Annotated in this window: 22 protein-coding genes; 20 read left to right on the plus strand and 2 right to left on the minus strand. The window is 70.9% G+C overall.

Annotated elements, in window-relative coordinates; all coding sequences use genetic code 11:
* Positions 1 to 184: 184 nt before the first annotated feature.
* The 18 genes from QWU11_RS00300 to QWU11_RS00385 all read left to right on the plus strand — a co-directional run bounded on the left by QWU11_RS00300 (position 185) and on the right by QWU11_RS00385 (position 20,891).
* A complete protein-coding gene (locus QWU11_RS00300; RefSeq protein ID WP_285566422.1) occupies positions 185 to 388 on the plus strand; it encodes a cold-shock protein in 204 nt (67 codons plus the stop codon).
* A gap of 178 nt (positions 389 to 566) precedes the next feature.
* A complete protein-coding gene (gene hisI, locus QWU11_RS00305) occupies positions 567 to 935 on the plus strand; it encodes a phosphoribosyl-AMP cyclohydrolase (protein WP_290102890.1) in 369 nt (122 codons plus the stop codon).
* Positions 932 to 1,498: a Trp biosynthesis-associated membrane protein gene (locus QWU11_RS00310; RefSeq protein WP_290102891.1), complete on the plus strand. Its 567-nt coding sequence runs from the start codon at positions 932 to 934 to the stop codon at positions 1,496 to 1,498. Before hisI ends, QWU11_RS00310 begins: the two co-directional genes overlap by 4 nt.
* Before the next feature lie 918 nt (positions 1,499 to 2,416).
* A complete protein-coding gene (locus QWU11_RS00315) occupies positions 2,417 to 3,082 on the plus strand; it encodes a response regulator transcription factor (RefSeq protein WP_290102892.1) in 666 nt (221 codons plus the stop codon).
* Positions 3,083 to 3,736: 654 nt separating this feature from the next.
* The gene (locus QWU11_RS00320) at positions 3,737 to 4,156 is read left to right on the plus strand and encodes a DUF2752 domain-containing protein (protein ID WP_290102893.1); all 420 of its coding nucleotides are present in this window, start codon (positions 3,737 to 3,739) and stop codon (positions 4,154 to 4,156) included.
* 142 nt (positions 4,157 to 4,298) lie between these two features.
* Entirely contained in the window at positions 4,299 to 5,105 is an 807-nt protein-coding gene (gene trpC, locus QWU11_RS00325) for an indole-3-glycerol phosphate synthase TrpC (RefSeq protein ID WP_290102895.1), read from the plus strand.
* A 96-nt stretch (positions 5,106 to 5,201) separates the two neighbouring features.
* Entirely contained in the window at positions 5,202 to 6,464 is a 1,263-nt protein-coding gene (gene trpB, locus QWU11_RS00330) for a tryptophan synthase subunit beta (RefSeq protein ID WP_290102896.1), read from the plus strand.
* A complete protein-coding gene (trpA, locus tag QWU11_RS00335; RefSeq protein ID WP_290102897.1) occupies positions 6,461 to 7,276 on the plus strand; it encodes a tryptophan synthase subunit alpha in 816 nt (271 codons plus the stop codon). Before trpB ends, trpA begins: the two co-directional genes overlap by 4 nt.
* 173 nt (positions 7,277 to 7,449) lie before the next feature.
* Positions 7,450 to 7,962, plus strand: a complete 513-nt coding sequence (locus tag QWU11_RS00340) for a MauE/DoxX family redox-associated membrane protein (RefSeq protein WP_290102898.1) — start codon at positions 7,450 to 7,452, stop codon at positions 7,960 to 7,962.
* Between the two features lie 40 nt (positions 7,963 to 8,002).
* Complete coding sequence (locus tag QWU11_RS00345; protein WP_290102899.1) at positions 8,003 to 8,824, plus strand: thioredoxin domain-containing protein; 822 nt, start codon at positions 8,003 to 8,005, stop codon at positions 8,822 to 8,824.
* 107 nt (positions 8,825 to 8,931) lie between these two features.
* The gene (gene lgt, locus QWU11_RS00350; RefSeq protein ID WP_290102900.1) at positions 8,932 to 10,041 is read left to right on the plus strand and encodes a prolipoprotein diacylglyceryl transferase; all 1,110 of its coding nucleotides are present in this window, start codon (positions 8,932 to 8,934) and stop codon (positions 10,039 to 10,041) included.
* Between the two features lie 4 nt (positions 10,042 to 10,045).
* Complete coding sequence (locus QWU11_RS00355) at positions 10,046 to 10,777, plus strand: VIT1/CCC1 transporter family protein (RefSeq protein ID WP_290102901.1); 732 nt, start codon at positions 10,046 to 10,048, stop codon at positions 10,775 to 10,777.
* Between the two features lie 93 nt (positions 10,778 to 10,870).
* Positions 10,871 to 11,647: a hypothetical protein gene (locus QWU11_RS00360; RefSeq protein ID WP_290102902.1), complete on the plus strand. Its 777-nt coding sequence runs from the start codon at positions 10,871 to 10,873 to the stop codon at positions 11,645 to 11,647.
* Between the two features lie 4 nt (positions 11,648 to 11,651).
* On the plus strand, positions 11,652 to 12,764 hold the full coding sequence (locus tag QWU11_RS00365; RefSeq protein WP_290102903.1) for a hypothetical protein: 1,113 nt from the start codon (positions 11,652 to 11,654) through the stop codon (positions 12,762 to 12,764).
* A gap of 100 nt (positions 12,765 to 12,864) precedes the next feature.
* Positions 12,865 to 13,893 (plus strand): hypothetical protein, encoded by a 1,029-nt coding sequence (locus tag QWU11_RS00370; protein WP_290102905.1) that lies wholly within the window; start codon positions 12,865 to 12,867, stop codon positions 13,891 to 13,893.
* A gap of 168 nt (positions 13,894 to 14,061) precedes the next feature.
* Complete coding sequence (gene gltB / locus QWU11_RS00375) at positions 14,062 to 18,633, plus strand: glutamate synthase large subunit (protein WP_290102906.1); 4,572 nt, start codon at positions 14,062 to 14,064, stop codon at positions 18,631 to 18,633.
* Between the two features lie 10 nt (positions 18,634 to 18,643).
* Positions 18,644 to 20,107, plus strand: a complete 1,464-nt coding sequence (locus tag QWU11_RS00380; RefSeq protein WP_290102907.1) for a glutamate synthase subunit beta — start codon at positions 18,644 to 18,646, stop codon at positions 20,105 to 20,107.
* A gap of 208 nt (positions 20,108 to 20,315) precedes the next feature.
* On the plus strand, positions 20,316 to 20,891 hold the full coding sequence (locus tag QWU11_RS00385) for a YceI family protein (RefSeq protein ID WP_290102908.1): 576 nt from the start codon (positions 20,316 to 20,318) through the stop codon (positions 20,889 to 20,891).
* Positions 20,892 to 20,895: 4 nt separating this feature from the next.
* Here QWU11_RS00385 and QWU11_RS00390 read toward each other — a convergent pair whose 3' ends face one another.
* The gene (locus QWU11_RS00390; protein ID WP_290102909.1) at positions 20,896 to 21,963 is read right to left on the minus strand and encodes a PQQ-binding-like beta-propeller repeat protein; all 1,068 of its coding nucleotides are present in this window, start codon (positions 21,961 to 21,963) and stop codon (positions 20,896 to 20,898) included.
* Between the two features lie 13 nt (positions 21,964 to 21,976).
* Positions 21,977 to 23,407, minus strand: a complete 1,431-nt coding sequence (locus tag QWU11_RS00395; RefSeq protein WP_290102910.1) for an alkaline phosphatase family protein — start codon at positions 23,405 to 23,407, stop codon at positions 21,977 to 21,979.
* Positions 23,408 to 23,642: 235 nt separating this feature from the next.
* Here QWU11_RS00395 and QWU11_RS00400 point away from each other — a divergent pair, with 235 nt between their 5' ends.
* Together QWU11_RS00400 and pyk are read left to right on the plus strand one after the other, a co-directional pair.
* On the plus strand, positions 23,643 to 24,197 hold the full coding sequence (locus QWU11_RS00400) for a type 1 glutamine amidotransferase domain-containing protein (RefSeq protein WP_290102911.1): 555 nt from the start codon (positions 23,643 to 23,645) through the stop codon (positions 24,195 to 24,197).
* A gap of 224 nt (positions 24,198 to 24,421) precedes the next feature.
* A complete protein-coding gene (pyk, locus tag QWU11_RS00405) occupies positions 24,422 to 25,858 on the plus strand; it encodes a pyruvate kinase (RefSeq protein ID WP_290102912.1) in 1,437 nt (478 codons plus the stop codon).
* Positions 25,859 to 26,023 lie beyond the last annotated feature (165 nt).

Consider the following 26,023-nt stretch of genomic DNA (forward strand, 5'->3'; position numbering starts at 1 on the left):
TGAGATAGCACTGATGTTGGTAAGCTCACAGCGGTTGTAGTCGTAGTTCCACGTTCGTTTGCCAGACGCCCGCGGACCGATGACTAGCGGGCGTGTTCTGCTTCTCCGGGACTTTGCACGCTTCGCAAGCAGCCGTTAATCGGCCCATGAAGTGTGGGTCTGTTTGTCCCGCAAGGAGTTAGGCATGGCCCAGGGCACCGTGAAGTGGTTCAACGCCGACAAGGGGTTCGGCTTCATCGCCATTGATGGCGGTGGTCCGGATGTCTTCGTACACTACTCGGCGATCGCCACCTCCGGCTTCCGTTCGCTCGAGGACAATCAGCGTGTGGAGTTCGAGGTCGTTCAAGGCGACCGCGGCCCGCAGGCGGACCAGGTCCGTCCGCTGTAGTTCGCCGACATCCACCCGTTGGGGTCCGTGCCGTTCTCGGTACGGGCCTCTTCATTTTGCCGAACGGATTGCTATTTGCCCGGAAAGTGGCGACTAGCGGTTTTCGTGAGGTGCCCGTGCCCGGCCGGCGTCGTGTTCCCGCACCCCATCGACGTTCTGCCCCGGTCAACCCGGCACAATGGATGCCATGTCCTTGGACCCTAAGATCGCCGATCGCCTCAAACGGAACTCCGACGGTCTCGTCGCCGCCATCGCGCAGCAGTACGACACCGGTGAGGTCCTCATGCTCGCCTGGATGGACGACGAGGCCCTCCACCGCACCCTGACCACCGGCCGCGCCACTTACTGGTCGCGCAGCCGCCAGGAATACTGGGTGAAGGGCGAGTCCTCCGGCCACCAGCAGTGGATCAAGGAGGTCGCGCTCGACTGCGACGGCGACGCCCTCCTGCTGAAGGTCGACCAGGTCGGCGCCGCGTGCCACACCGGCGACCGCACGTGCTGGGACGCCGACGTCCTCGAGCCGGTCGTGGGAGAGCGACCCCTGTGACGAACCGCCGCGAGCTCACCACGGCCGTGCTCCTGGGCGGCGTGGGCGCGGCGATGATCGCCGGCTTCGCCGGCCGCACGTGGGCGACGGTCACCGAACACGCCGGAGCGGGCCTGGAGACGCTGGACCAGCACCTGACCGGCCGGTCCCTGAGCGGTGTCATCGTCGCCCTGGGCTGGGCCGGCCTGGCGGCCATCGCCGCCCTGCTGGCCACCCGCGGCTGGGCACGCGTCCTCATCGGCGTGCTGCTGACGGCCTTCGGCGTGATCGTCGCCATCATGTCCCCGGTCGCCGTCGGTCATGCGCATGTGATCGCCGCGGCGGGGGAGAAGAGCAATCTGTCCCGGCTGGGCGGCGCCGCGAGCGTGGACGTTCACGCCTGGTGGGTCCTGTCGCTGGCCGGGGGAGTGCTGCTCGCCGCGGCGGGCGTGCTGACGGCGGTACGGGGCCGCCGCTGGCCGGGAATGTCGGCCCGCTACGACCGCCCGGGTGCCGCACGGCCGGTGGGGGATGATCCCGCGTCGGTGTGGAAGGCACTGGATCGGGGCGACGACCCGACCTGATCGGGTTCGCCTGGACCTCGGGTCGCCGGGCTGCGGTGTCGAGCACAGGCCGGGGGGTCGTTGGTGCCGACCGACTCGCGGAGCCCGGCGACCTCTCAGCCGGGGTGGAGCGACTGTTCGGCGGGGTCGGGGAACACGTGGCGAAGGCGGTCGCCGGCCCTGTCGTTCGGCATCCGTGCGTTGGTGACGGTCGTGCGTTAGGCGGCTGGCGGCCATCCCGACGTCGGCGAGTCGCGCCGCTGCCGCCTACGACCGCGACCCGGCCTTGCACCGAATCTCGCGGGCGGCGGATCCGTACCGGCCGCCACCCCGCGAGGCCGGCCGACGGTTACCGCCGAGCGTCGCTTGTGCCCTGGGTATTGAAGTTCGGTCGGGCATCGGCCGTTGGCTGTGGGCGGGAGCCGCGGGGCGTCGGCCGGCTGTCGGCGTCGCGGCGATTTCTGTGCCTCAGGCATCGTTCCCCTGCCGGCCGCCGACGGCGTTGAACTGCGGTGACGAGCGAGCCGAACCTCGTGGGGTGGGCGTTGGCCCGCATGGCCGCAGCGGCGCGTAGTCGGAGCCCAGCGCGTCGCGCGTCCAGAGCCCGCCTGGGGCGAGCTGGCTCCGCAGCGTCCTCCCCAGGCGAGGACGCCGGCTTCGGCAGGTTCCGCAGCCGCCGGTCAACCCTCCAGGGCTCGTGCTCGGTGGGGCGGCGGCGGGGTGACGGTGGCGGGCCGCCGCGGGCCGGAGGGGTGCCGGTCGCGGTGATGGGCCTTTTCCCGTTCGTGTGAACGTCGTTGACCGGGGATGTCGGACGGTACGATCGCGGCCGGGTATTCCGCTGTGGCCGGGCGATGATCCCGCGCCACCGGGTGTTCGCCCGGGGCGCACGATGGTCGGCATTCCCGGCGCCGTGGGTGCCCGGACGGGAGGGCCGGCATGGCTGCCGACGTGACTCAGGCATCGGAGACCGACCGCGACGGCACGGTGCTCGTCGTGGAGCACGACCCCGGCGTCGCCGACCTCGCCCGGCTCTACCTCGCACGCGAGGGCTTCGACGTCCAGCTGGTGACCGAACCCGAACGCGCGGCGTCCGCCGTACGGAGACTGAAACCCGACGTGGTCGTCCTCGACGTCTCCTCGGGCGTCCACCAGGCGGTCGCCGACGCGGCCGGCGCCATCCCGATCGTCTGTGTCGTCCCGGACGGCGCGCCCGGACCGGGCCCGTACACCGTCCCGAGGCCGTTCAGCCCACGCGTCCTCGTCTCGACGGTCGCCCGAGCGCTGCGCCGCCAGGAGCCCGAACCCCAGCCGGAAGGCCTCCTGCGCGCCGGCCAGGTCGTCCTGGACGCGGGCGCGCGTACCGTCGCCGCGGCCGGTACGGCGAAGTCCCTGACCGCCACGGAGTTCGACCTGCTCGCCTTCCTGATGGGGCGCCCGGGCCGTGTCTTCACCCGGGAACAACTGTTGTCCGCGGTCTGGGGCTCGGCCGAATCCGCCGGCACGCGTACGGTCGACGTCCACATCGCCCAGCTACGCGCCAAGCTCGGCGCCCTCAGCCCCCTCCGCACGGTCCGCGGCATCGGCTACGCCGCCGACCCGTGATCCACCTCCGCCCACACGAGCCCGGCGGCCAGACGAGGAACCGGAGACGGACCCATGGCGCGAGCCCGTGGTGTTGACGTGTCTCGGCGTCTTCAACTGCCGGTATGCGGCATCGGCCATGTCGTCGACCTGCGATCCGCCGCGGACCTGCAGGAGCGCGACGCCCGGACGATAGGCCCGCGGCGCGGAAGCGCTGGGCGAGCATGCCGCCTCGCGTGGTTCGGTGTCCTCGGGCTCGTTCACATCTGGCATCGGCCATGCGGCCGGACCGTCGTCCGCGGCCGGGCCTGCGGAGTGCGGTGGTCGGGCGCGTGGCCTGGCGTGTCTCGATCGCCTCAGCCTCCTCACGCGGTTCGCCGCCGCCCCGGTTGCCGGGGCGGCGGTCGGTGACGCGCCCGCGAACCGGCCGCGTCGCGCGAGCCTGGCCGACACCACCAGAAGGAGCGGCAAACCCACCAGGTGGGCCGGCCGCAGCCCCCGGATCCACCGAGAACGGCGTCTCGGTCCGATCGTTTCGCCCAGATCCGGCATGGCCGAAATGACGTCCCGTCGCCCCCGTCTCGCGCACGGTTTCAAGACGGCACGCGAGCCGGCACCCCCACCCCCCGAGCCCGACGCCGGAAGACGCCCCCGCTCCCGGTCTAACCTGAAGGCGTGACGACCGTACGGACCCGGCGAGGGACTCGTGGCCGATGGGCGCCGTACGCCGTGCTCGGGGTCGTCGCCGCCTCGGCCGGCTACGTCGCGCTCATCGATCCCAACGAGCCCGGCCACTATCCGACCTGCCCGTTCTACGCCATCACCGGCTATTACTGCCCCGGCTGCGGCTCGCTGCGCATGGTGCACGCCCTCACCCACGGGCACGTCGCCGAGGCGTTCGGGCGCAACGCGCTCGCCTTCCTCACACTGCCCGTCCTCGGCTACTTCTGGGTTCGCTGGGCGGTCGCCGCGAGGCGCGGGCGGCCACTGCAGGCCAATCTCGCGAAGCCGCGGGCGATCATCGTCTTCACCGTGGTCAGCATCGTTTTCTGGGTGGTCCGTAACCTCCCCATCGGGCACGCTCTCGCTCCCTGACCCCGCACCCGGCGCGGGGACATCGGTCCGACCGGGCTACGATCGGGAGACACGAACTCACGAGCACAGGGGGATCGATCACGTTGAGCGGAGCGGACCGAAGGGCCATTCGGGGTCGCTCATGGGCCGGCGAGGAGGACAGGTGACCGTTCTCGACGAGATCCTCGACGGGGTGCGTGCCGACCTCGAAGAGCGGCAGCAGGCGGTCTCCCTGGACGCCCTGAAGGAGATGGCGGTCCACGCCCCTTCTCCGAAGGACGGCTACGGCGCCCTCAAGAGCCAGGGTGTGTCCGTCATCGCCGAGGTGAAGCGCAGCAGCCCCTCCAAGGGCGCGCTCGCCGCGATCGCCGACCCCGCCGGGCTCGCCGAGGACTACGAGTCCGGCGGCGCCGCGGTGATCAGCGTGCTGACCGAAAAGCGCCGCTTCGGCGGTGACATCGACGACTTGGCCCAGGTGCGCAACCGGGTCGAGGTCCCCGTGCTCCGCAAGGACTTCATCGTCACCTCCTACCAGCTGTGGGAGGCACGCGCGTACGGTGCCGACCTCGCGCTGCTCATCGTGGCGGCGCTGGAGCAGCAGGCGCTGATCTCGCTGATCGAGCGGGCCGAGTCGATCGGCCTGACCCCTCTCGTCGAGGTGCACACCGAGGACGAGATGGCGCGGGCGCTCGACGCGGGCGCGCGGGTGATCGGCGTCAACGCGCGCGACCTGACCACGCTTCAGGTCGACCGCAACACCTTCGCGCGCATCGCGCCGAAGATCCCCTCGAACATCGTGAAGATCGCCGAGTCCGGGGTGCGCGGACCGCACGACCTGCTCGCCTACGCGTCCTCGGGCGCCGACGCCGTCCTCGTCGGGGAGAGCCTCGTGACGGGCAAGGACCCGCGGTCGGCGGTCGCCGACCTCGTCGCCGCCGGAACCCACCCGGCGTTGCGGCAGGGCAAGTAGGGTATGTCCATGAGCCTGCGCGAACGATGGTGCCGATCCGCATCACAACCGACCGGATAAGGCCCTTTTTTTCCTTAATACGCGACAGGACTTCTGATGACCACCGATGCCGTCAGCGGTGTTCCCGCTGCCATGCCCGACGCCCTGCCCGACCCTGATGGCCACTTCGGCCGCTTCGGCGGGCGGTTCGCCCCCGAGGCACTCATGGCCGCGCTCGACGAGCTGACCACCGCCCACGCCGAGGCCATGCGCGACGAAGGCTTCCGCGGCGAGCTCGACCACCTCCTCGCCACCTACGCCGGCCGGCCCAGCCTGCTCACTGAGGCCAAGCGGTTCGGCGAGAAGGCGGGCGTACGGGTCCTGCTCAAGCGCGAGGACCTCAACCACACCGGCTCGCACAAGATCAACAACGTGCTCGGGCAGGCGCTGCTCACCAAGCGGATGGGCAAGAGCCGGGTGATCGCCGAGACCGGCGCCGGCCAGCACGGCGTCGCGACCGCCACGGCCGCGGCCCTGCTCGGCCTCGAGTGCACGGTCTACATGGGCGAGGTCGACACCGTACGGCAGGCGCTCAACGTCGCCCGCATGCGCATGCTCGGCGCCGAGGTGATCCCGGTCAAGACCGGCAGCCGCACGCTCAAGGACGCCTGCAACGAGGCGTTCCGCGACTGGGTCGCCAGCGTCGACCACACCCACTACTGCATCGGCTCCACGATGGGCCCGCACCCGTTCCCGATGATGGTCCGCGACTTCCAGCGCGTCATCGGCGTGGAGGCGCGCCGTCAGACCATCGAGCTGATCGGCCGGCTGCCCGACGCGGTCATCGCGTGCGTGGGCGGCGGATCCAACGCCATCGGAGCGTTCCACGCGTTCGTGCCCGACGAGGGCGTACGCCTGTTCGGCTTCGAGGCGGGCGGCGACGGCCTGGACAGCGGGCGGCACGCCGCCACGCTCGCCGGCGGCTCCGTCGGTGTGATCCACGGCATGCGCACCTACCTGCTGCAGGACGAGGACGGGCAGACGCTCGACACGCACTCGGTCTCGGCCGGGCTCGACTACCCGGGTGTCGGCCCGGAGCACTCCTGGCTGCGCGACAGCGGCCGGGCCACCTATCAGGCCGTGACCGACGCCGAGGCCATGGAGGCGTTCGCGCTCCTGTGCCGTACGGAGGGCATCATCCCGGCCATCGAGTCCGCGCACGCCCTCGCCGGCGCGCTGCGGATCGGCCCGGAGCTGGCCGCCGGCGCGGGCGAGGAGATCCCCACCGTGGTGGTCTGCCTGTCGGGCCGCGGTGACAAGGACATGCACACGGCCGCCGAGTGGTTCGGGCTCGTCGACGAGGACGGAAGTGCCAAGTGAGCGCGGGAGACAGCGTCGCGACGGCGTTCGAGAAGGCGGCCTCGGAAGGGCGCGGCACCCTGGTCGGCTACCTGCCGGCCGGGTTCCCCACCCGTGAAGGCTCCATCGCGGCGGCCACGGCCATGGTCGAGGCCGGCTGCGACGTCATCGAGGTGGGCCTGCCCTACACCGACCCGCTCATGGACGGCCCGACCATCCAGGACGCCGTGCACCAGGCCCTGGTCGGGGGCGTCCGCGTCGCCGACGTGTTCCGCACCGTCGAGGCGATCGCCGCGACCGGCGTGCCCACGCTCGTGATGACCTACTGGAATCCCGTGGACCGGTACGGCGTGGACGCCTTCGCCCGCGACCTGGCCTCGGCCGGCGGCTCCGGGCTGATCACGCCGGACCTCACCCCGGAGGAGGGCGGCGACTGGCTCGCCGCCGCCGACGAGCACGACCTCGACAAGGTCTTCCTCGCCGCGCTCAGCTCCACCGACGAGCGCCTCGCCACGATCACCGAGGCCTGCCGCGGATTCGTGTACGCGGCCTCCCTGATGGGCGTCACCGGGGCGCGCTCGGCCATCGACACCGGCGCCGCCCGTCTCGTCGAGCGCACGCGCAAGGCGCTGCCGGCGGGCTCGCGCCTTCCGGTCGGCCTCGGGCTGGGCGTCGGCACCGGCGCCCAGGCCGCCGAGGTGGCCGCCTTCGCCGACGGAGTGATCGTCGGCTCGGCGTTCATCCGCCGGCTGCTCGACGCCCCCTCGCCCGAGGAGGGCCTGGCCTCTTTGCGCGAGCTCACCGCCGAACTCGCGGCCGGCGTACGACGTTAGGACCTGTCTGGTCCTGCCGCGGCTCATATCGGCCAAGACCCACGGACACCCCCCCTCGGTCACTCGCCGTGGGTGTGAATAGTGACAGGATGTGGCCGCGTGCTTCACGGCGGCCTTATGGCCCACCGCCTAAGCTGGCGCGCGCCGGATCGCGAGACCGTTAGGAAACGATTGTGGCTGGAGAGATGGCGGCCGCCAGAGGCGGAGACGGATTCCTGCGCGCCGTGTGGCGGCAGCAAGAATGGATCACCCTGGTCGTACGCGTCGCGCTCGCGACGATTCTGGCCACTGCGGGATACGCCAAATTCAGCGAGGCTGAGGGCCTGCAGAAGGTCGCCGTCTCGTCCTATCGAATCCTGCCGCAGGGAATGGTCACGCCGGTCGCGCTCGGCCTGCCGGTGCTGGAGATGGCGCTCGCCGCGCTGATCCTGCTCGGCTTCGCCACGCGGGTCATGGCGGTCTGCGTCGGTCTGTTGTTCATCGTGTTCATCGCCGGGATCATCTCGGTATGGGCGCGCGGACTGTCCATCGACTGCGGCTGCTTCGGGGGCGGTGGGGCGGTCACCAAGGGCCAGACCCACTACCTTAGGGAGATCTTCCGAGATCTCGGCTTCCTCGTCCTGGCGGCCTGGCTCATGGTGTTCCCGCGCGGCAAGCTCGCGCTCGATCGGTTGCTCGGGCTGTAGCCCGCCCGGGTGTTCAACGGAAAATGTCAGAGGAGACCAGATGAGTAAGGCCGCTCGACAGCGGTCGGCCCGCGAGCGGCTGGCGGAAGAACGCAGGCGTCAGGCGCAGAAGCAGCAGCGGACGCGGAGACTGATGATCAGCCTCAGCGGGCTCGTCGTCGTGGCGCTGGCCGTGGTCATCACGGTGTACTTCGTCAACAAGAAGGACCCGAGCGCCTACTCGGGGGCGCTCGCGCCCACGAGCCGTCAGTCCGACGGGGCGATCCTCGCCGCCAAGCCGGGCGTCAAGGCCCCCAAGCTGGAGCTCTTCGAGGACTTCCAGTGCCCGATCTGCCATGAGTTCGAGAACGCCAGCGGCAGCACGATCAAGCGCCTCGCGGCCGAGGGCAAGGTCAACGTGCTGTACTACCCGTTCTGGCTGTTCAAGCAGCAGCCCGAGCCGATCCGGGGCAACTCCCAGCGCGCCGCCAACGCCGCCCTGTGCGCCCCCGCGGACAAGTGGATCCAGTACCACGACGCGATCTACAAGCACCAGCCGGCGGAGGGTTCCAAGGGTTTCTCCAACAAGGACCTCATCGGCTGGGCCAAGGACCTCGGGTTCGCCACTCCGCAGTTCCAGCAGTGCGTGAACGGCAACCAGAAGCAGAGCCAGATCGACCAGATGACGAACTACGCCGAGCAGACCCGCAAGGTCACCGGCACCCCGACCGTCTTCTTGAACGGTCAGTCGCTGGACCTCAACAGCACCCTGCTCAACGCCAAGAACCTGGAGAAGGCGATCCTCGCCGCCACGCCGGCCGACGTCACGCCCAGCGCGTCGCCGACCGCCCCGGCGAGCCCGTCCGCCACACCCAAGAAGTGACGAGAAGGTGAAGGTGCCCGCGGCCCGCCGGGCGAACCGGCGGCCGCGGGCACTTCGCCACCTGATCGTCATCGACCCGTCTCTCACAGCCGGTAATGTCACTTCTCATGCAGCAGCCGCTCGCCTCAATACCCAGCCCCTCGCAAGGGGTCGTCCACCTCGGGCCCCTGCCCCTCCGCGGATACGCCCTGATGATCATCCTCGGGGTCATCGTCGCCGTCTGGCTCGGCGAGCGGCGCTGGACCGCACGGGGCGGCGCCGCCGGCACCGTCGTGGACGTCGCCGTCTGGGCGGTCCCGTTCGGCCTGGTGGGCGGCCGTCTCTACCACGTCATCACCGACTACCAGCTCTACTTCGGCAAGAACTGGCATCCCGTCGGCGCCCTCGAGGTCTGGAACGGCGGCCTCGGCATCTGGGGAGCGATCGCCGCCGGCGCGCTCGGCGCCTACATCGGCTGCGCACGCCGGGGCGTGTCCCTGCGCACCTTCGCCGACGCGGCGGCGCCCGGCATCGCGCTGGCGCAGGCGCTCGGCCGCTGGGGCAACTGGTTCAACCAGGAGCTGTACGGCCGCCCGACCAAGCTCCCGTGGGCGGTCAAGATCGATCCGGCGCACCGCCCGCCGAACACCCCCGACATCGGCACCTACCACCCGACGTTCCTGTACGAGTCGCTGTGGTGCGTGGGCGTGGCCCTGCTGGTCATCTGGGCGGAGAAGCGGTTCCGGCTCGCGTACGGCCGCACGTTCGCGCTGTACGTCGCGGCATACACCGTCGGCCGCGCCTGGATCGAGTGGCTGCGCGTCGACTCGGCCCACCACATCCTCGGCCTGCGCCTCAACGACTGGACCTCATTGATCGTCTTCCTCGGCGCGGTGGCCTACCTCTACGTCTACCGCGACCGTACGACCATCCCCGAGGGGGCGACGGGACCGGTCGCCGACACCGGTGACGCGCCCGCCGCCGAGACCGACGGAGACGAGACCCCCGGCACGGAGCCGGAGAAGGCCGCCGAGACGGCCCCCGCGGCCGGGGCGGACGACGCACAGGAGCCGCCCGGCGACGCGCCGGACGACGAGACCGACGGCGAGCCGGAGGAGAAGGCCGAGACCGAGCCGGAGACCGTGGCCGAGGACAAGGACGAGGACAAGGACGAGGAAGACGGCGATGGACGGGCGAAGGCCTCGACGGGTGTCGAGCCCGGCGAGGGAAAGTCCTGATCGCGTGAGCACGATCGAGGGCGCCGCCGCGAGCGGCCGCCCGGCGGAGATCCACCACGAGCACCGCGACGTGACCGGCGGGTGGCTGCGCCCGGCCGTGTTCGGCGCGATGGACGGACTGGTCTCCAACTTCGCGTTGATCGCAGGCGTGGCCGGCGGGCGCGTCCACCACCAGGTGGTCGTGCTCACCGGCCTCGCCGGGCTGGCGGCCGGGGCGTTCTCGATGGCGGCGGGGGAATACATCTCCGTCGCCTCCCAGTCGGAGCTCGCCCAGGCCGAGATCGAGGTCGAGCGGCGCGAGCTGGAGCGCCGGCCCGAGGCCGAGGAGCTCGAGCTCGCCCAGTTGTACGAGGCGCGCGGCCTGGAGCCCGCGCTGGCCCGCGAGGTCGCCCGGCAGCTGTCGCGCGACCCCGAGGAGGCGCTCGGCATCCACGCCCGCGAGGAGCTCGGCGTCGACCCGGGCGACCTGCCCTCGCCGGTCCTGGCCGCCGGATCCTCGTTCCTGTCCTTCGCTGTCGGCGCGTGCCTGCCCGTGCTCCCGTATCTCCTCGGCGCGACGAACATCTGGCCCGCGGCGGCGCTCGCGGCGGTCGGGCTGTTCACCGCCGGCGCCCTGGTGTCCCGGGTCACGGCGCGGTCGTGGTGGTACGGCGGGCTGCGGCAGCTCGCCCTCGGCGGTCTGGCCGCCGTCATCACTTTCGCGGTCGGATCACTGATCGGTACGAACAGCGTCTGACGTGCGTGAACGACACCGCCGTCCATCCGGTGCCCGCGGGCGGCATGGCGATATGGCCTTGCCAGGGTCGGACGTTCGCTAAGCTCACCGCTCGTGAGTGAGACTGGTTACGACGACGGTGCCGAGGAGCGGCCGACCTCGCGCAGGCGCCGCCCGACGCGACGCAAGTCCAACCGCGGTCTTCTGATCATCGCTGGTGCGGCGCTGGCCGTCGTTCTCGTGGTGGTCGTCGTCGCGGTGGTGGCCTTGGGCGGTGGCGACGGTAAGAAGAGCCAGGCGGCGGCCGCCGCACGAGTGTCGCCGAAGGTGTACGTCAACACCCCGGCCAACTCACTGGTCGACAAGCTCAACCAGCGCAGCAAGGACAAGCGCCCGCTCAACAAGAGCGAGGTCTTCGGCGGCGACGCCAAGGCCGTCAGCCACGGCGCCTACCACTTCACGCTGGTGGGCTCGGAGCTGTCGGACTGCGCCTCGGCCACCTGGGGCGAGGAGCTCCAGAACGACCTGCGCAAGTTCGGCTGCACCCAGGTCGCGCGCGGCGCGTACGTCACCCAGGACAAGAAGTACCTCGGCCAGTTCGTCGCGATGAACCTCGACCAGCTCCAGGGCGCCGAGCAGATCGTCCGCGACCTCGACCCGAACAGCAGCGCCGGCTTCGTCTCCCCGCTGAGCGCCGCGGGCACCGAGAACTTCGGCAGCGGCTTCAGCGCGGCCTACAGCCAGTCGTTCGGCCACTACGTGGTCATCAGCTGGGTCGAGCGTGCCGGCGGCGCGCCGCCGCAGACCATGAACGAGCTGCTGGACGCCAGCATCGCGATCGAGCGGGCCGACGACTTCGTCTGGGAGCGCCTCGTCCTCGTCGGAGGGTGACGTAGTGGCCGGCCGATCCAGGTCGCGCAGGCGCCGCGGCCCCACCGAGCATCCGGAGGCCGCCAGGGGACCGGAAGGTCCCCCGGGCTACGACGGCGGCTACGGAAACGGCTACGACAACGGGTACGGCTACAACGGCGGCCATGACGCCGGCTACAACGGCGGCTACCAGGTCCCTCAGGGGTACGAAGAGCCCCAGGGGTACGAAGAGCCGCAGAGGTATGAGGAGTACGAAGAGGCTCCCGGGCACGACGGCCCAGAAGGACCCCCACGCGGCCGGCGCGGTCGAAACCGGCGGCCCGGCCGTCAGCGTGACCGGCAGCCCGGCCGCGAGTCCAACGGCCCGCCCGACAGGCAGCCTGGCCGGCAGCCCAGCGGACGGCCTGGCCAACGAATGGGGTCACTCCCGCCGATCGCCTACTTCGCCGCCGCCGGCGTGCTCGTTCTCATCGCCGTCGTGGCCGCGGCGGCCGTGATGGTCCTCGGCAAGAGCGGCGGGGGCGGCGGGCACGCGTCGGCGCCGGACGTGAAGGACGTCCGCAGCGAAGGGCCGGGCGCGTCCGCGTACTCCCAGGCGGGCTCCACGGCCGCCTTCGCCCCGATCGCCGATCGTGCCAAGGACGCCAAGCCCCTGACGCCGGCGCAGGTGTTCGGTACCAAAAAGATCACAGATGCCGACGCCAAGGCGGCCCTGAGGCTGACCGCCTCCCGCCTCGACTCCCACTGCACGGAGGCCGTCTGGGGCACGCGGCTCGCCGGCCGGCTGGCGGAGGGCGGCTGCACCCAGGCCGCCCGTGCCGTCTACACCGACAAGCACTTCGCGGCCCTCGTGACGATCTTCAACCTGGCGAACGCCCAGGCGGCCGACCGGGTCGTCGCGGAGGCCGACCCCAGGTCAGGCAATGGTTTCCCCCTCGCCCCGCCCCGTTCACCGGCCTTCGGCCTGGCCTTCAGCACGGCGCGCGGCGTCGCGATGGGCCACTACGCGGTGATCACCTGGGTGCAGCGCACCGACGGCGGCGGCGACGAGAGCGACGCCGCTCTGCTGTCGCTTCTGGTGACGACGGGACGGCCGAACGCCGTTCTCGTACGGGCGACCGGATCGTCCTCGCACTGACGGCGCAGGGATCGTCCGCACGGATCCCGGCAAAGGTCGCGAACCTCGTTCTAAGCTTTACCTGTTCACCGATGAGCGGTGTCCCCCCGAGGAGATCGAGATGAGCTACCCGTACCCACCTATGCCCGGGCAGCCGCCCTCCGGAGGCCAGCCCGGTGGCTGGGGCGCCCCCCAGCCGGACGGGTACGGCCAGCCGGGAGGGTACGGCCAGCCGGACGCCTACGGACAGCCGGGCGCGTACGGCCAGCCCAGCCCCTACGGTCAGCCCGGCGCATACCCGCAGCCGCCCGCGCAGGCCTGGCAGCCGGAGATGCCGGGCGGCCCGATGGGACCGCCGCCGATGGGGCCGCCCCCGAAGAAGAGCAGCGCCGGGCTGATCATCGCCGTGATCATCGGTGCGCTGGTCCTGGTCGGCGGCTCGCTCGGCGGCGCGTACTTCCTGGCCGCGAGCGGGGGCAGCGACGACGATCCCTCGGCGAGCAGCACGCCCTCGTCCGGGTCCTCCTCGACGTCACGCCCGCCGGTCGCCTCCGGCGGCGGCCAGAACAAGCCGGTGACCTACAACTCGATGAAGTCCTGGTCGCTGTGGAACTCCCTGAACACCGCGAGCGGTGACAGCAAGCCGCTGACCCTGGATGAGGTCTTCGCCGACGACGAGGCCAAGGCGTACAAGGACACCTCGGACAGCACCGTCTTCAACGTCCAGGGCAACGGCCGGCTCGACTCCGACTGCGGAAGCACGGTCTCGGGCCCGGCGCTGAAGACCGCGCTGCAGGGCTACGGGTGCACCCAGGTCGTACGCGCCGCCTACGTCTCGGCCGACCAGCGCTGGGTCGGCCAGCTCGCGATCTTCAACCTCAGGGACGTGACCTCGGCGAACGCCTTCCTGGACGACCTGGACCCCAAGTCCGGCAAGGGCTTCTTCGTCCCGGTGACCGGGCCCGCGCCGGTCGAGAAGTTCGGCTCCGCGACGACCGGCGCCGAGAGCGGCGCGTACGGCCACTTCGTCGTCGTGGGCTGGGCCGGACGCGTCGACGGCGGCGAGACCAGCTCGTACGGGATCGACACGATCAGCCCGAGCAGCTCGGTCCAGCAGGCCGGCAAGCAGTTCCTGTTTCACCGGAATTAAAAGGGATAACTACGTATTGAGACTAGATGGGCACCGCTGGGTAAGTTTCGCGATCATGTCGCGTCGGGGATGAAACAGACAGTGCTGTAACCTCTAGTCACCGCAGCAGGGCCAACGTCGTCCCGGACTGCACTGATGAAGGAGCAGAACGAGACGACGGGAGGGTTGATGGTGACTGCTGCCATGACTCCGGGCCAGCGACGCGTCGAGCGTCAGGGCTTGTACGACCCCGCCAACGAGCACGATGCCTGTGGTGTGGGCATGGTCGCTGATCTAGCCGGGCGAAAGAGCCACGACATCGTGGTGAAGGCCTTGACCGTCCTGCGCAACCTCGATCACCGCGGCGCCAAGGGCGCCGAACCCGACGACGGTGACGGGGCGGGGATCCTCACGCAGATCCCCGACGAGCTCTTCCGCGAGGCCACGGGCTTCGCGCTTCCCGAGGCCGGCGCGTACGCCGCCGGGATCGCCTTCCTGCCGGCCGACCAGGCCGAGCGCGCCGAGACGGTCGCGACGATCGAGCGGATCGCCGCAGAGGAGGGCCTGAACGTCCTGGGCTGGCGGCACCTGCCCTATGACCCGGACTTCTGCGGGCCGACCGCACGCCGCGTCATGCCGCACTTCGCCCAGCTCTTCCTGAGCGCCGAGAGCGGCGCCCGCGAGCTCGAGCTGGACCGCATCGTGTTCTGCGCGCGCGAGCGCATCGAGCAGGACGCCAAGGTGTACTTCCCGAGCCTGTCCAGCCGCACGATCGTCTACAAGGGAATGCTGACGACGCCGCAGCTGGAGCCGTTCTTCCCCGACCTGTCCGACCGCCGCTTCACCAGCGCCATCGCGCTCGTGCACTCGCGGTTCTCCACCAACACGTTCCCGGCGTGGGAGCTGGCCCACCCGTACCGCTTCATCGCGCACAACGGCGAGATCAACACGGTCAAGGGCAACCGGAACTGGATGCGGGCCCGCGAGGCGCTGCTGAGCTCCGACGTGCTGCCCGGCGACCTGTCGCGGATCTTCCCGGTCATCGACATCGAGGCCAGCGACACCGCCTCGTTCGACGAGTGCCTGGAGCTGCTCCACCTCGGCGGCCGGTCGCTCGCCCACTCGGTGCTCATGATGATCCCCGAGGCGTGGGAGAACCACGCGGAGATGGACCCGGCACGTCGGGCGTTCTATGAGTTCCACTCCACGCTCATGGAGGCCTGGGACGGCCCGGCCAGCGTGACCTTCACCGACGGCACGATCGTCGGCGCCGTGCTCGACCGCAACGGGCTGCGCCCGGGGCGCTTCTGGGTCACCGACGACGGGTTCGTCGTACTGGCCAGCGAGGCCGGCGTGCTCGACATCGAGCCGTCCAAGGTCGTCCGCAAGGGCCGCCTGCAGCCGGGGAGGATCTTCCTCGTCGACACCGCGAAGGGCCGCATCGTCGAGGACGACGAGATCAAGGCCGAGCTGGCCGCCGAGCACCCGTACGCCGAGTGGCTGCACGCCGGGCTGATCCGTTTCGAGGAGCTCCCGCGGCGTGAGCTGCGGGCCGTCTCCGAGCTCGGCGACGGGCGGCGCCCGACCCACGAGACGCTCGTCAAGCGCCAGCAGGTCTTCGGCTACACCTCCGAAGAACTCAAGATCATCCTGTCGCCGATGGCCAGGAACGGCGCCGAGCCGATCGGATCGATGGGCACCGACACGCCCCCGGCCGTGCTCTCGGACCGCTCGCGGCAGCTCTTCGACTACTTCAAGCAGCTGTTCGCCCAGGTCACCAACCCGCCGCTGGACGCCATCCGCGAAGAGCTGGTGACGAGCCTGCAGTCGACTCTCGGCCCCGAGGCCAACCTGCTCGCACCCGGGCCGCACTCGTGCCGCCGGCTCGTGCTGCCCACGCCGATCCTCGACAACGAGGAGCTGGCCAAGGTCATCCACCTCAACGATGAGGGCGACCTGCCCGGGTTCGCCCCCCACGTCGTGTCCGGCCTGTACGACGTGACCGGCGGCGGAACCGCGCTGGCACACCGGCTGGAGGAGATCTGCGACGAGGTCTCGGCCGCGATCAAGAACGGCGCGCGCACCCTGATCCTGTCCGACCGGGGCGCGAACGCCTCGCGGGCACCGATCCCGTCGCTGCTGTTCACCGGCGCCGTCCACCACCACTTGATCCGGGAGAAGACCCGGACCCGCGTCGGCCTGGTGGTCGAGACCGCCGACGCCCGCGAGTGCCACCACATGGCGCTGCTCATCGGGTACGGCGCCTCGGCGGTCAACCCGTACCTCGCCATCGAGACGGTCGAGGACCTCGTCGAGGTCGGCGACCTGGCCCTGGACCGCGCGACCGCGGTGCGCAACCTGGTCAAGGCGTACGGCAAGGGCGTCTTGAAGATCATGTCCAAGATGGGCGTGTCCACGGTCGCCTCCTACACCGGCGCGCAGATCTTCGAGGCGATCGGCCTCGGCGCCGAGGTCATCGACGAGTGCTTCACCGGCACCACCTCCCGCCTGGGCGGCGTCGGCTTCGACGTGCTCGCCGAGGAGGTCGCCCAACGGCACCGGCGGGCGTACCCGCCGGGCGGCAACGCCGCCACCCACCGCGTCCTGGACGTCGGCGGGGAGTACCAGTGGCGCCGCGAGGGCGAACACCACCTGTTCAACCCCGAGACCGTCTTCAAGCTGCAGCACGCCACCAGGACCCGCCGCTACGAGGTCTTCAAGGACTACACGGCGCTGGTCGACGAGCAGGCGGCGCGGCTGATGACGCTGCGCGGCCTGTTCGAGCTGCGCGAGGGCGCCCGCCCGGCCGTCCCGCTCGACGAGGTCGAGCCGGTCGAGTCGATCATCAAGCGGTTCTCCACCGGGGCGATGTCCTACGGCTCGATCTCCGCCGAGGCGCACGAGAACCTCGCCATCGCGATGAACCGCATCGGCGGCAAGTCCAACACGGGCGAGGGCGGCGAGGACCCCGAGCGGTTCACCCCGGACGACAACGGCGACCTGCGCCGCTCGGCGATCAAGCAGGTGGCCTCGGGCCGGTTCGGCGTGACGTCGGAGTACCTCACCAACGCCGACGACCTGCAGATCAAGATGGCGCAGGGCGCCAAGCCCGGCGAGGGCGGCCAGCTCCCGGCGCACAAGGTGTACCCGTGGATCGCCAAGACCCGGCACTCCACGCCCGGCGTCGGCCTCATCTCGCCGCCGCCGCACCACGACATCTACTCGATCGAGGACCTCGCCCAGCTCATCCACGACCTGAAGAACGCCAACCCCGCGGCGCGCGTGCACGTCAAGCTCGTCGCCGAGGTCGGGGTCGGCACGGTCGCCGCGGGCGTGTCCAAGGCGCACGCCGACGTCGTGCTCATCTCCGGGCACGACGGAGGCACCGGCGCCTCGCCGCTGACCTCGATCAAGCACGCCGGCGCGCCCTGGGAGCTCGGCCTCGCCGAGACCCAGCAGACACTGCTGCTCAACGGCCTGCGCGACCGCATCGTCGTGCAGACCGACGGGCAGATGAAGACCGGCCGGGACGTCATCGTCGCGGCGCTGCTTGGTGCCGAGGAGTTCGGTTTCGCCACCGCGCCCCTCGTCGTGTCCGGCTGCGTCATGATGCGGGTCTGTCACCTCGACACCTGCCCGGTCGGCGTCGCCACCCAGAACCCCGAGCTGCGCAAGCGCTTCAGCGGCAAGCCGGAGTTCGTCGTCAACTTCTTCGAGTTCATCGCCGAGGAGGTACGTGAGCACCTGGCCGCGCTCGGCTTCCGCTCCCTGGAAGAGGCGATCGGCCACGTCGAGCTGATCGACGCCGCCAAGGCCGTCGACCACTGGAAGGCCGCCGGGCTCGACCTCGCGCCGATCCTGCACCGGCCCGACCTGCCCGAGGGCGCGCCGCTGCGCAACACCGCGACCCAGGACCACGGCCTGGAGAAGGCGCTGGACAACACCCTGATCCAGCTCGCCGAGGGCGCCATCGCGTACGGCACCCCGACGCGGCTGGACATGCCGGTGCGCAACGTCAACCGCACCGTCGGAACCATGCTCGGCCACGAGGTCACCCTCAAGTGGGGCGCCGACGGCCTGCCCGACGACACGATCGACATCACGCTCACCGGCTCGGCCGGGCAGTCGTTCGGTGCCTTCGTCCCGCGCGGCGTCACGCTCCGCCTGGTCGGTGACGCCAACGACTACGTCGGCAAGGGACTGTCCGGCGGGCGCATCACCGTACGGCCGCCCGCGGACTCGGCGTTCGCCGCCGAGGAGCAGATCATCGCCGGCAACGTCATCCTGTACGGCGCCACCTCCGGCGAGGCGTTCTTCCGCGGCGTCGTCGGCGAGCGCTTCTGCGTCCGCAATTCCGGCGCCACCGCGGTGGTGGAGGGCGTCGGTGACCACGGCTGTGAGTACATGACGGGCGGCCGGGCCGTCGTGCTCGGCCCGACCGGCCGCAACTTCGCGGCCGGCATGTCCGGCGGCGTCGCGTACGTGCTGGACCTCGACCGCGACCACATCAACATGGAGATGGTCGACCTCGAACCGCTGGAGGACGAGGACCGGGCCTACCTGCGCGACATCGTCGCGCGCCATCACACCGAGACCGGCTCGACGGTCGCCGCCGGGCTGCTCGCCGGCTGGGCCGAGGCCGCCGGGCGCTTCGGGAAGATCATGCCGCGCGACTACAAGCGCGTGCTGACCGCACGGGCCAAGGCCGAGGCCGAGGGCCGCGACATCGACGAGGCGGTCATGGCCGCCAGCAACGGGTGAAGGGGGAGACATGGCAGACCCGAAGGGTTTCATGACCCATCCGCGTGAGCTCCCGCAGCGTCGCCCGGTCGACGTACGGATCCGCGACTGGCGCGAGGTGTACGAGAAGTTCCCCGAGGACTCGCTCAACAAGCAGGCGGCACGCTGCATGGACTGCGGCATCCCGTTCTGCCACAACGGCTGCCCGCTGGGGAACCTCATCCCCGAGTGGAACGACCTCGTCCACCGCGGCACCTGGCGCGAGGCGATCGAGCGGCTGCACGCCACCAACAACTTCCCGGAGTTCACCGGGAGGCTGTGCCCGGCGCCGTGCGAGTCCGCCTGCGTCCTCGGCATCAACGCCGACCCCGTCGCGATCAAGCGCGTCGAGGTCGAGATCATCGACCGGGCCTTCGCCGAAGGCTGGGTCACCCCGCGGCCGCCGTCGGTCCGTACGGGCAAGAAGGTCGCGGTGATCGGCTCGGGCCCGGCCGGGCTCGCCGCCGCCCAGCAGCTCACCCGCGCCGGCCACGACGTCGTCGTGTACGAGCGGGCCGACCGGGCCGGCGGGCTGCTGCGCTACGGCATCCCCGAGTTCAAGATGGAGAAGCAGCACCTGGACCGCCGCATCGGCCAGATGCGCGCCGAGGGCACCGACTTCCGCACCTCGGTCAACGTCGGTGAGGACATCACCGCCGAGGACCTGCGGCGGACCTACGACGCGGTGGTGCTCGCCGGCGGCGCGACCGTCTGGCGAGACCTGCCGGTCCCCGGCCGCGAGCTCGACGGCGTCCACCAGGCGATGGAGTACCTCCCGCTGTCCAACCGGGTGCAGGAGGGCGACCTCGGCGACTCTCCGATCTCCGCGAAGGGCAAGCACGTCGTGGTCATCGGCGGCGGCGACACCGGCGCCGACTGCATCGGCACCGCCGTGCGCCAGGGCGCGAGCTCCATCACCCAGCTGGAGATCATGCCGCGCCCGCCCGAGGCGCGGCCGGACGGCCAGCCGTGGCCGACCTACCCGATGCTGTTCAAGATGGAGTCGGCCCACGAGGAGCTGCACGACCTCGGCGGCGAGCGGGCGTACGCGGTCAACACCCTGGAGTTCGTCGCCGGTGAGAACGGGCGCGTGAAGGCGCTGCGTCTCGTCGACGTCGAGGGTCCGGGGACGGGCTTCAAGCCGATCCCGGGCACGGAGCGTGAGATTCCCGCCGAGCTCGTCACCCTCGCCATGGGCTTCCTCGGCCCGCAGCGCGAGGGCCTGCTCGACCAGCTCGGCGTCGAACTGGACCAGCGCGGCAACGTCGTACGCGACCGGTCCTACGCCACCTCGGTCGAGGGCGTGTTCGCCGCCGGCGACATGGGCCGGGGGCAGTCGCTCATCGTCTGGGCGATCGCCGAGGGCCGGTCCGCGGCCGCCGGCGTGGACCAGTGGCTCATGGGCGGCAGCGCGCTGCCCACCGCGATCCCGCCGACGGCGCGACCGCTCGTCTGACAGGCCAGACCGACGCCCTGCCGCGCCCTCCGGGTACGGCAGGGCGTTCGGCGTTCGTGGACCCTCGCAGACCTCCGAAACGGCGCTTTCCCGGACAGACGACCGCGTACCGTCAGTGTCCTTTGATACGCGAATCGACGGTTGATGTGCGTTCTGGCTGCCGTTTCACTACATTGGTGCGCTCGACAGCGCGCTTCGGGAAGAGGACATGACGGAGACCATCACCGCACCGGGGATCGCCGCAGGCACCTGGCGGATCGACCCGGGACACTCGGAGATCACCTTCAGCGTCCGCCACATGATGACGACCGTACGCGGCGTCTTCACCGAGTTCGGCGGACGCATCGACATCGCCGAGGACCCCTTCGCCTCCACCGCGTACGCCGAGATCAGCATCGTCTCCATCGACACCAGGAACGCCGAGCGCGACGAGCTCATCCGCTCCGCGCAGATCCTGGACGCCGCGAACCACCCGCGGGTCACCTTCATCGCGACCGAGGTGTCCCCGGCACGCACCGGCCGCCGGGCCCGCCACCCGCGTTACAACGTCGCGGGCGACCTCACGGTCCGTGGTGTCACCCGCCCGGTCACCCTGCTCACGGAGTTCCACGGCGCGGGCGTCGACCAGTGGGGCGCCATCCGCGCCGGCTTCACCGCCTCCACGCGGATCCTGCGCTCGGACTACGGCATCGAGTTCAACATCCCGCTCCAGGGCGACCGGCTCGTCCTCGGTGACGAGATCGAGATCGGCCTGGAGATCCAGGCCGTACTCGCCGACTCCTGACGCCTCAGGGCGTCCGGCCGAACGCGATGCCCAGCGGCGCCGCGTTGATCGGCTTGGTGCCCACGCCGCCCACCACGGTCCCGACGACCGCACCGGAGGCGACGTCGATCACCGACACGCTCCCGGAGATCCCGTTGCCGACCCACACCTCGGTGCCGTCCGGGGTCACCGCGACGGACTCGGGCAGCTTGCCGACCGCGATCCGCGCGGTGACCTTGTGGGTCGCGGTGTCCACCACCGCCACGACGTTGCCGTTGATCTGCGTCACGTAGGCGCGCCTGCCGTCGGGCGTGAGGTCGACCGCCCACGGCTGGTCCGGCAGCGGGATCCGGGCCCGTACCCTCCCCGACGCAGCGTCGATCACCGAGACCCGCCCGGCGAGCGGCTCGGCCACGTACAGGGTCCGCCCGGCCGGGTCGACGGCGATGCCCTCCGGGCCGCCCTGGTCGCGGATCTCGCGGACCACGCTGCCGGCGGCGACGTCGATCACCGCGACACCCCCGTCGTGCGTGACGTACGCCCGCGCCCCGCCGCGGGCGAAGACGACCTTCCGGGGCGCGGTGCCGACGCGGATGTCGCGGACCACCTGGTCGGTCGCGGTGTCGATCACCGCGACCACGTCCGAGCCGCCCGCGCCGGTGTCGCCGCCGGTCACCGCCACGTACGCCGTGCCGCCGTCGGGGGAGACCGCGACGTCGCGCGGGTACGGGCCGACGCGCACCGGCCGCGCGGCACCGGTGACCGGGTCGGCGACCAGCACCTCGTACTGGCCCGTGTTGGCGATGTAGAGCTTCTTGCCGTCGGGCGTCACCGCGACCCCCTGACCGGCGTCGGTCGAGATGCCCTTGCCGACGAACGTCAGCGTCGCCAGGTCCACGATGGAGACGCCGTAGCCGCCGGCCAGCGCGACGTACGCGCGGTAGCCCTCGCCCGCCAGCCTGGACCGTGACGGCGGGGGCGGGCTCTGCGTCCACTTCGGGCCGCCGGGCGCGCTGTTCGCCGGCCGTACGGGCGGGGAGGGGGCGGCGCCCGTCGCCAGGAGCGGGTGCCTACGGGAGAGCTTCTTCCACACGTCGGTACTCCTTTCAGCCGCGCGGCCGTGGCCGCCGGCCCTTCTCCTGCCGCGGGGGCGTCTGCCCGGCCTCGGGGAACACCGGTGCCGGGAGCGTCGCCACGTCGCGTACGGCCTCCTCCAGCCGGGGCTTGGTCCCCGGCAGGCGCGGCGGCCGGGCCTTCGCGGCCAGGCCGAGGGCCGAGGTCAGATCGCCGAAGGCCGAACGCCGCCAGGCGCTGAGGTTCGGCACCCGTACGCCGGTCAGCCGTTCGAGGAGGCGCAGCGTCGAGGTGTGGTCGAACGGCTCGCGCGCCACCCAGCCGCCCTGCGTCCACGGGGAGACGAGCAGGCACGGCACCCGGAACCCGCCGCCGATCGGCAGCCCCTGGACGAACTCGTCCGCCGTCCCCGGCGGGGGCACCGGGGGAGGAACGTGGTCGAACAGGCCGTCGTTCTCGTCGTAGTTGAGGATGAACAGCGTCTTCTTCCACACGTCCGGGTTGGAGGCGATGGCGTCGATCTTGCTGGCGACGAAGTCGGCGCCGGCCGCGGGCGTGTAGTCCGGGTGCTCGGACTGGTAGCTCGTCGGGATGATCCACGAGACGGTCGGCAGCCGGTCGTGCGCGGCGTCGTACTCGAACTGGCCCGCCGGGTGGGTCCGCAGCCCGCCGCGGAACAGCGGGGAGGCCGCGGGGGCGTTCTGGAAGGCCGCGAAGTACTCCAGGACGTTGCAGCCGTAGTTGTCGACCTGCTGGTAGACCTTCCAGCCGACGCCCGCCTCGGTCAGCGCCTCCGGATAGGTCCGCCAGGCGTACGGGACCTTGTCCGCGTTGCCGGTCACCGGCCCGCCGGACGTGCCGCCCGGGTCGATCGTGCCGCTCATGAGGTAGAGGCGGTTGGGCCAGGTCGGCCCTAGAACCGAGCAGAAGTAGCGGTCGCAGACGGTGAACGACTCGGCCAGCGCGAACTGGAACGGGATGTCCTCGCGCGTGTGGAACCCCATCACGTACGGCGCGTTCACCCCGTCGGCGGCGCGGTGCGCGGGCAGCCAGTTGTCCATCTTCCCGCCGTTCCAGGCCCGGTGCTGCACCGACCACGCGTGGCTGGTCGAGGGGATCGCCTGCGCGTTCGTGGCACTCGTGTCGAGCCGGAACGGCAGGAGATGACCGGCGGGATTGACCGGGTCGGGCTGGTGGAAGACCGATTTCCCGGTGTCCAGGATGAGAGCGTCCGGGTCGGAGAAACCGCGTACGCCCGGAAGTGTGCCGAAGTAATGGTCGAATGAGCGATTTTCCTGCATCAGAACCACGACATGCTTGATATCGGCGAGACGTCCCCTGACACCGGCGGGCGTGCCCGCCATCGCCCGCCGGACGCTGGGAGGCAGGAACTCCGCGGCGAACGCCGTCGCGGCCGTCGAGCCCGCCGCACTGAACAGGCGACGACGGGTCAGTCCCGGCATCTGCACGCTCCCGTCTGGCATCGCGCTTGGAGAACACCCTCAGCAAAATGGCGCATCGAACGGGGCGTACGCAAATTCGGCCGCACAATGACGGCGTGATCGTACAGTAATTTGAAAAACATCCGACAAATCTGGTCATGGTGGTCTTCCGTGCGAAGTGAGGCGCGTCACGAATACACCGCGGCATCGAGGGCAGGGGCCAAGAAAGAGGATCGATATCAACAGGGGAGGTTCCATGAGCACGCAGCTTCAGGGGAAGACCATCGCCTTCCTCGTCGCCTCGGACGGGATCGAGCAGGTCGAACTGACCGAGCCGTGGAAGGCGGTCGAGCAGGCCGGCGGAACACCCCGGCTCGTCTCTGCCAAGCCCGGGCACGTCCAGGGCCGCGACCACCTGGAGAAGGCCGACACCTTCCCGGTCGACGCGACGCTGGATGAGGTCTCGGCCGATGACTTCGACGGGCTCGCACTGCCCGGCGGGGTCGCCAACCCCGACTTCCTCCGGACGCAGGAGAAGGCCGTCGCGTTCGTCCGCGGGTTCTTCGACGCGGCCAAGCCGGTGGCGGCGATCTGCCACGCGCCGTGGACGCTGGTCGAGGCCGATGCCGTACGCGGCCGCACGCTGACCTCGTGGCCCAGCCTCAGGACCGACATCCGCAACGCCGGCGGCACCTGGGTCGACGAGGAGGTCAAGGTCTGCACCTCCGGGCCGAACACGCTCGTGACCAGCCGCAAGCCGGACGACCTCAAGGCGTACTGCCAGGAGATGATCGAGGCCTTCGCCACCTGACCCCTCGTACGCGCCCGGGGAGTCAGGCGTCCCCGGGCGTCCGGTGAACTCCGGCGGGGCCGTCCGCCGGAGTTCACCGGTGCCCCGGCCCGATCCGGAGTCGTGTCCGTTTTGCTACCGGACGAGCCGGGCACACCGTTCGGTCTAGACCATTGCGTGAACAACGGGCAACGCCGACCTGCACGAATACGCGTACTGGCCAGTAACTACCTACAGTTGTACTCGTGAGTCGCCGAGCAAAGATCGTTAGCACCATAGGCCCCGCCTGCTCCAGCCCAGAGCGTGTCACCGCGTTGGTGGAAGCCGGCATCGATATCGCCCGGCTCAACATGAGCCACGGCACCCAGCAGCAGCACGAGGAGGTCTACGGCCTCCTGCGTGAGGCCGCCGCGGCCTCGGGCCGCGCCCTCGGCATCCTCGCCGACCTCCAGGGCCCGAAGATCCGGCTCGGCCGGTTCGCCGACGGCCCGGTGCGCCTGACCCTCGGCGACGAGTTCACCGTCACGACCGAGGACGTGCCCGGCGACCGCAACGAGGTCTCCACCACGTACGGGGGACTCCCCGGCGACGTCGGCCCGGGGGATTCGATCCTCATCGACGACGGTCGCGTGGTCCTCAACGTCACCGCCGTGGACGGCCCGCGCGTCCGCACCCGCGTCCTCGTCGGCGGCATGGTCTCCAACCACAAGGGCCTGAACCTCCCCGGCGTCGCGGTCAGCGTCCCCGCCCTCACCGAGAAGGACGAAGAGGACCTCCGCTTCGCCCTCCGCCTGGGCGCGGACATGATCGCGCTTTCTTTCGTCCGCAGCCCGGACGATGCCGAGCCGGTCCGCCGCATCATGGACGAGGAGGGCCGTACGGTCCCGCTCCTCGCCAAGATCGAAAAACCGCAGGCCGTCGAGTGTCTCGAGGAGATCGTCGACGCCTTCGACGGCATCATGGTCGCCCGCGGCGACCTCGGCGTCGAGCTCCCGCTGGAGCAGGTGCCGATCGTCCAGAAGCGCGCCATCGAGCTCACCCGCGAGAAGGCCCGCCCGGTCATCGTCGCCACCCAGATGCTCGAGTCCATGATCAGCGCCCCGCGCCCGACCCGCGCCGAGGTCTCGGACGTCGCCGGAGCGGTCTTCGAGGGCGCCGACGCGGTGATGCTCTCCGGTGAGACCAGTGTCGGCGACTATCCGATCGAGTCGGTCCAGACGATGAGCCGCATCGTGTGCGCGGCCGAGGAGACGACGCTCCGCGCCACCCACTCGCTGGACCGCGTGCCGGAGACCATCGGCGGCGCGATCGCGCGAGCGGCGGCCGAGGTGGGCGCCACGGTCAACGCGAAGGCCTTGGTGGCCTTCACGATGACCGGCGAGACGGCGCGGCGGCTGTCGCGCTATCGGTCGCCGATCCCGCTGCTGGCCTTCACGGCGCTGCCGGAGACCCGCAGCCAGCTGGCGCTGGTGTGGGGGACCGAGACGTTCACGGTGCCGGAGGTCTTCCACACCGACGAGATGGTCCGGCAGGTCGAGTCGGCCCTGCTGGAGATCGGCCGCTGCCAGAAGGGCGACCGGGTCGTCATCGTGGCGGGCTCCCCTCCGGGCACGGCGGGCTCCACCAACGCCCTGCGCGTCCACCGCATCGGCGACGCCATCGCCCAGTCCCCGCCGGTCTGACCCGGCGCCCCGCCCGCGTACGACCGCGACGACGGGTCTCACGACGCGTGCTGAGGGGCAGGCCCAGGCCTGCCCCTCCGACCGCCGGCCGGACGCGGCGCCCGTGTGACGACAGCACTGGAGCGACGGCCCTGCCATCGACCGTTCCGGCACGGTACGGCCCGA

Source organism: Actinomadura sp. DC4, from assembly GCF_030406325.1.
In the GTDB taxonomy this organism is placed as follows: Bacteria; Actinomycetota; Actinomycetes; order Streptosporangiales; family Streptosporangiaceae; genus Actinoallomurus.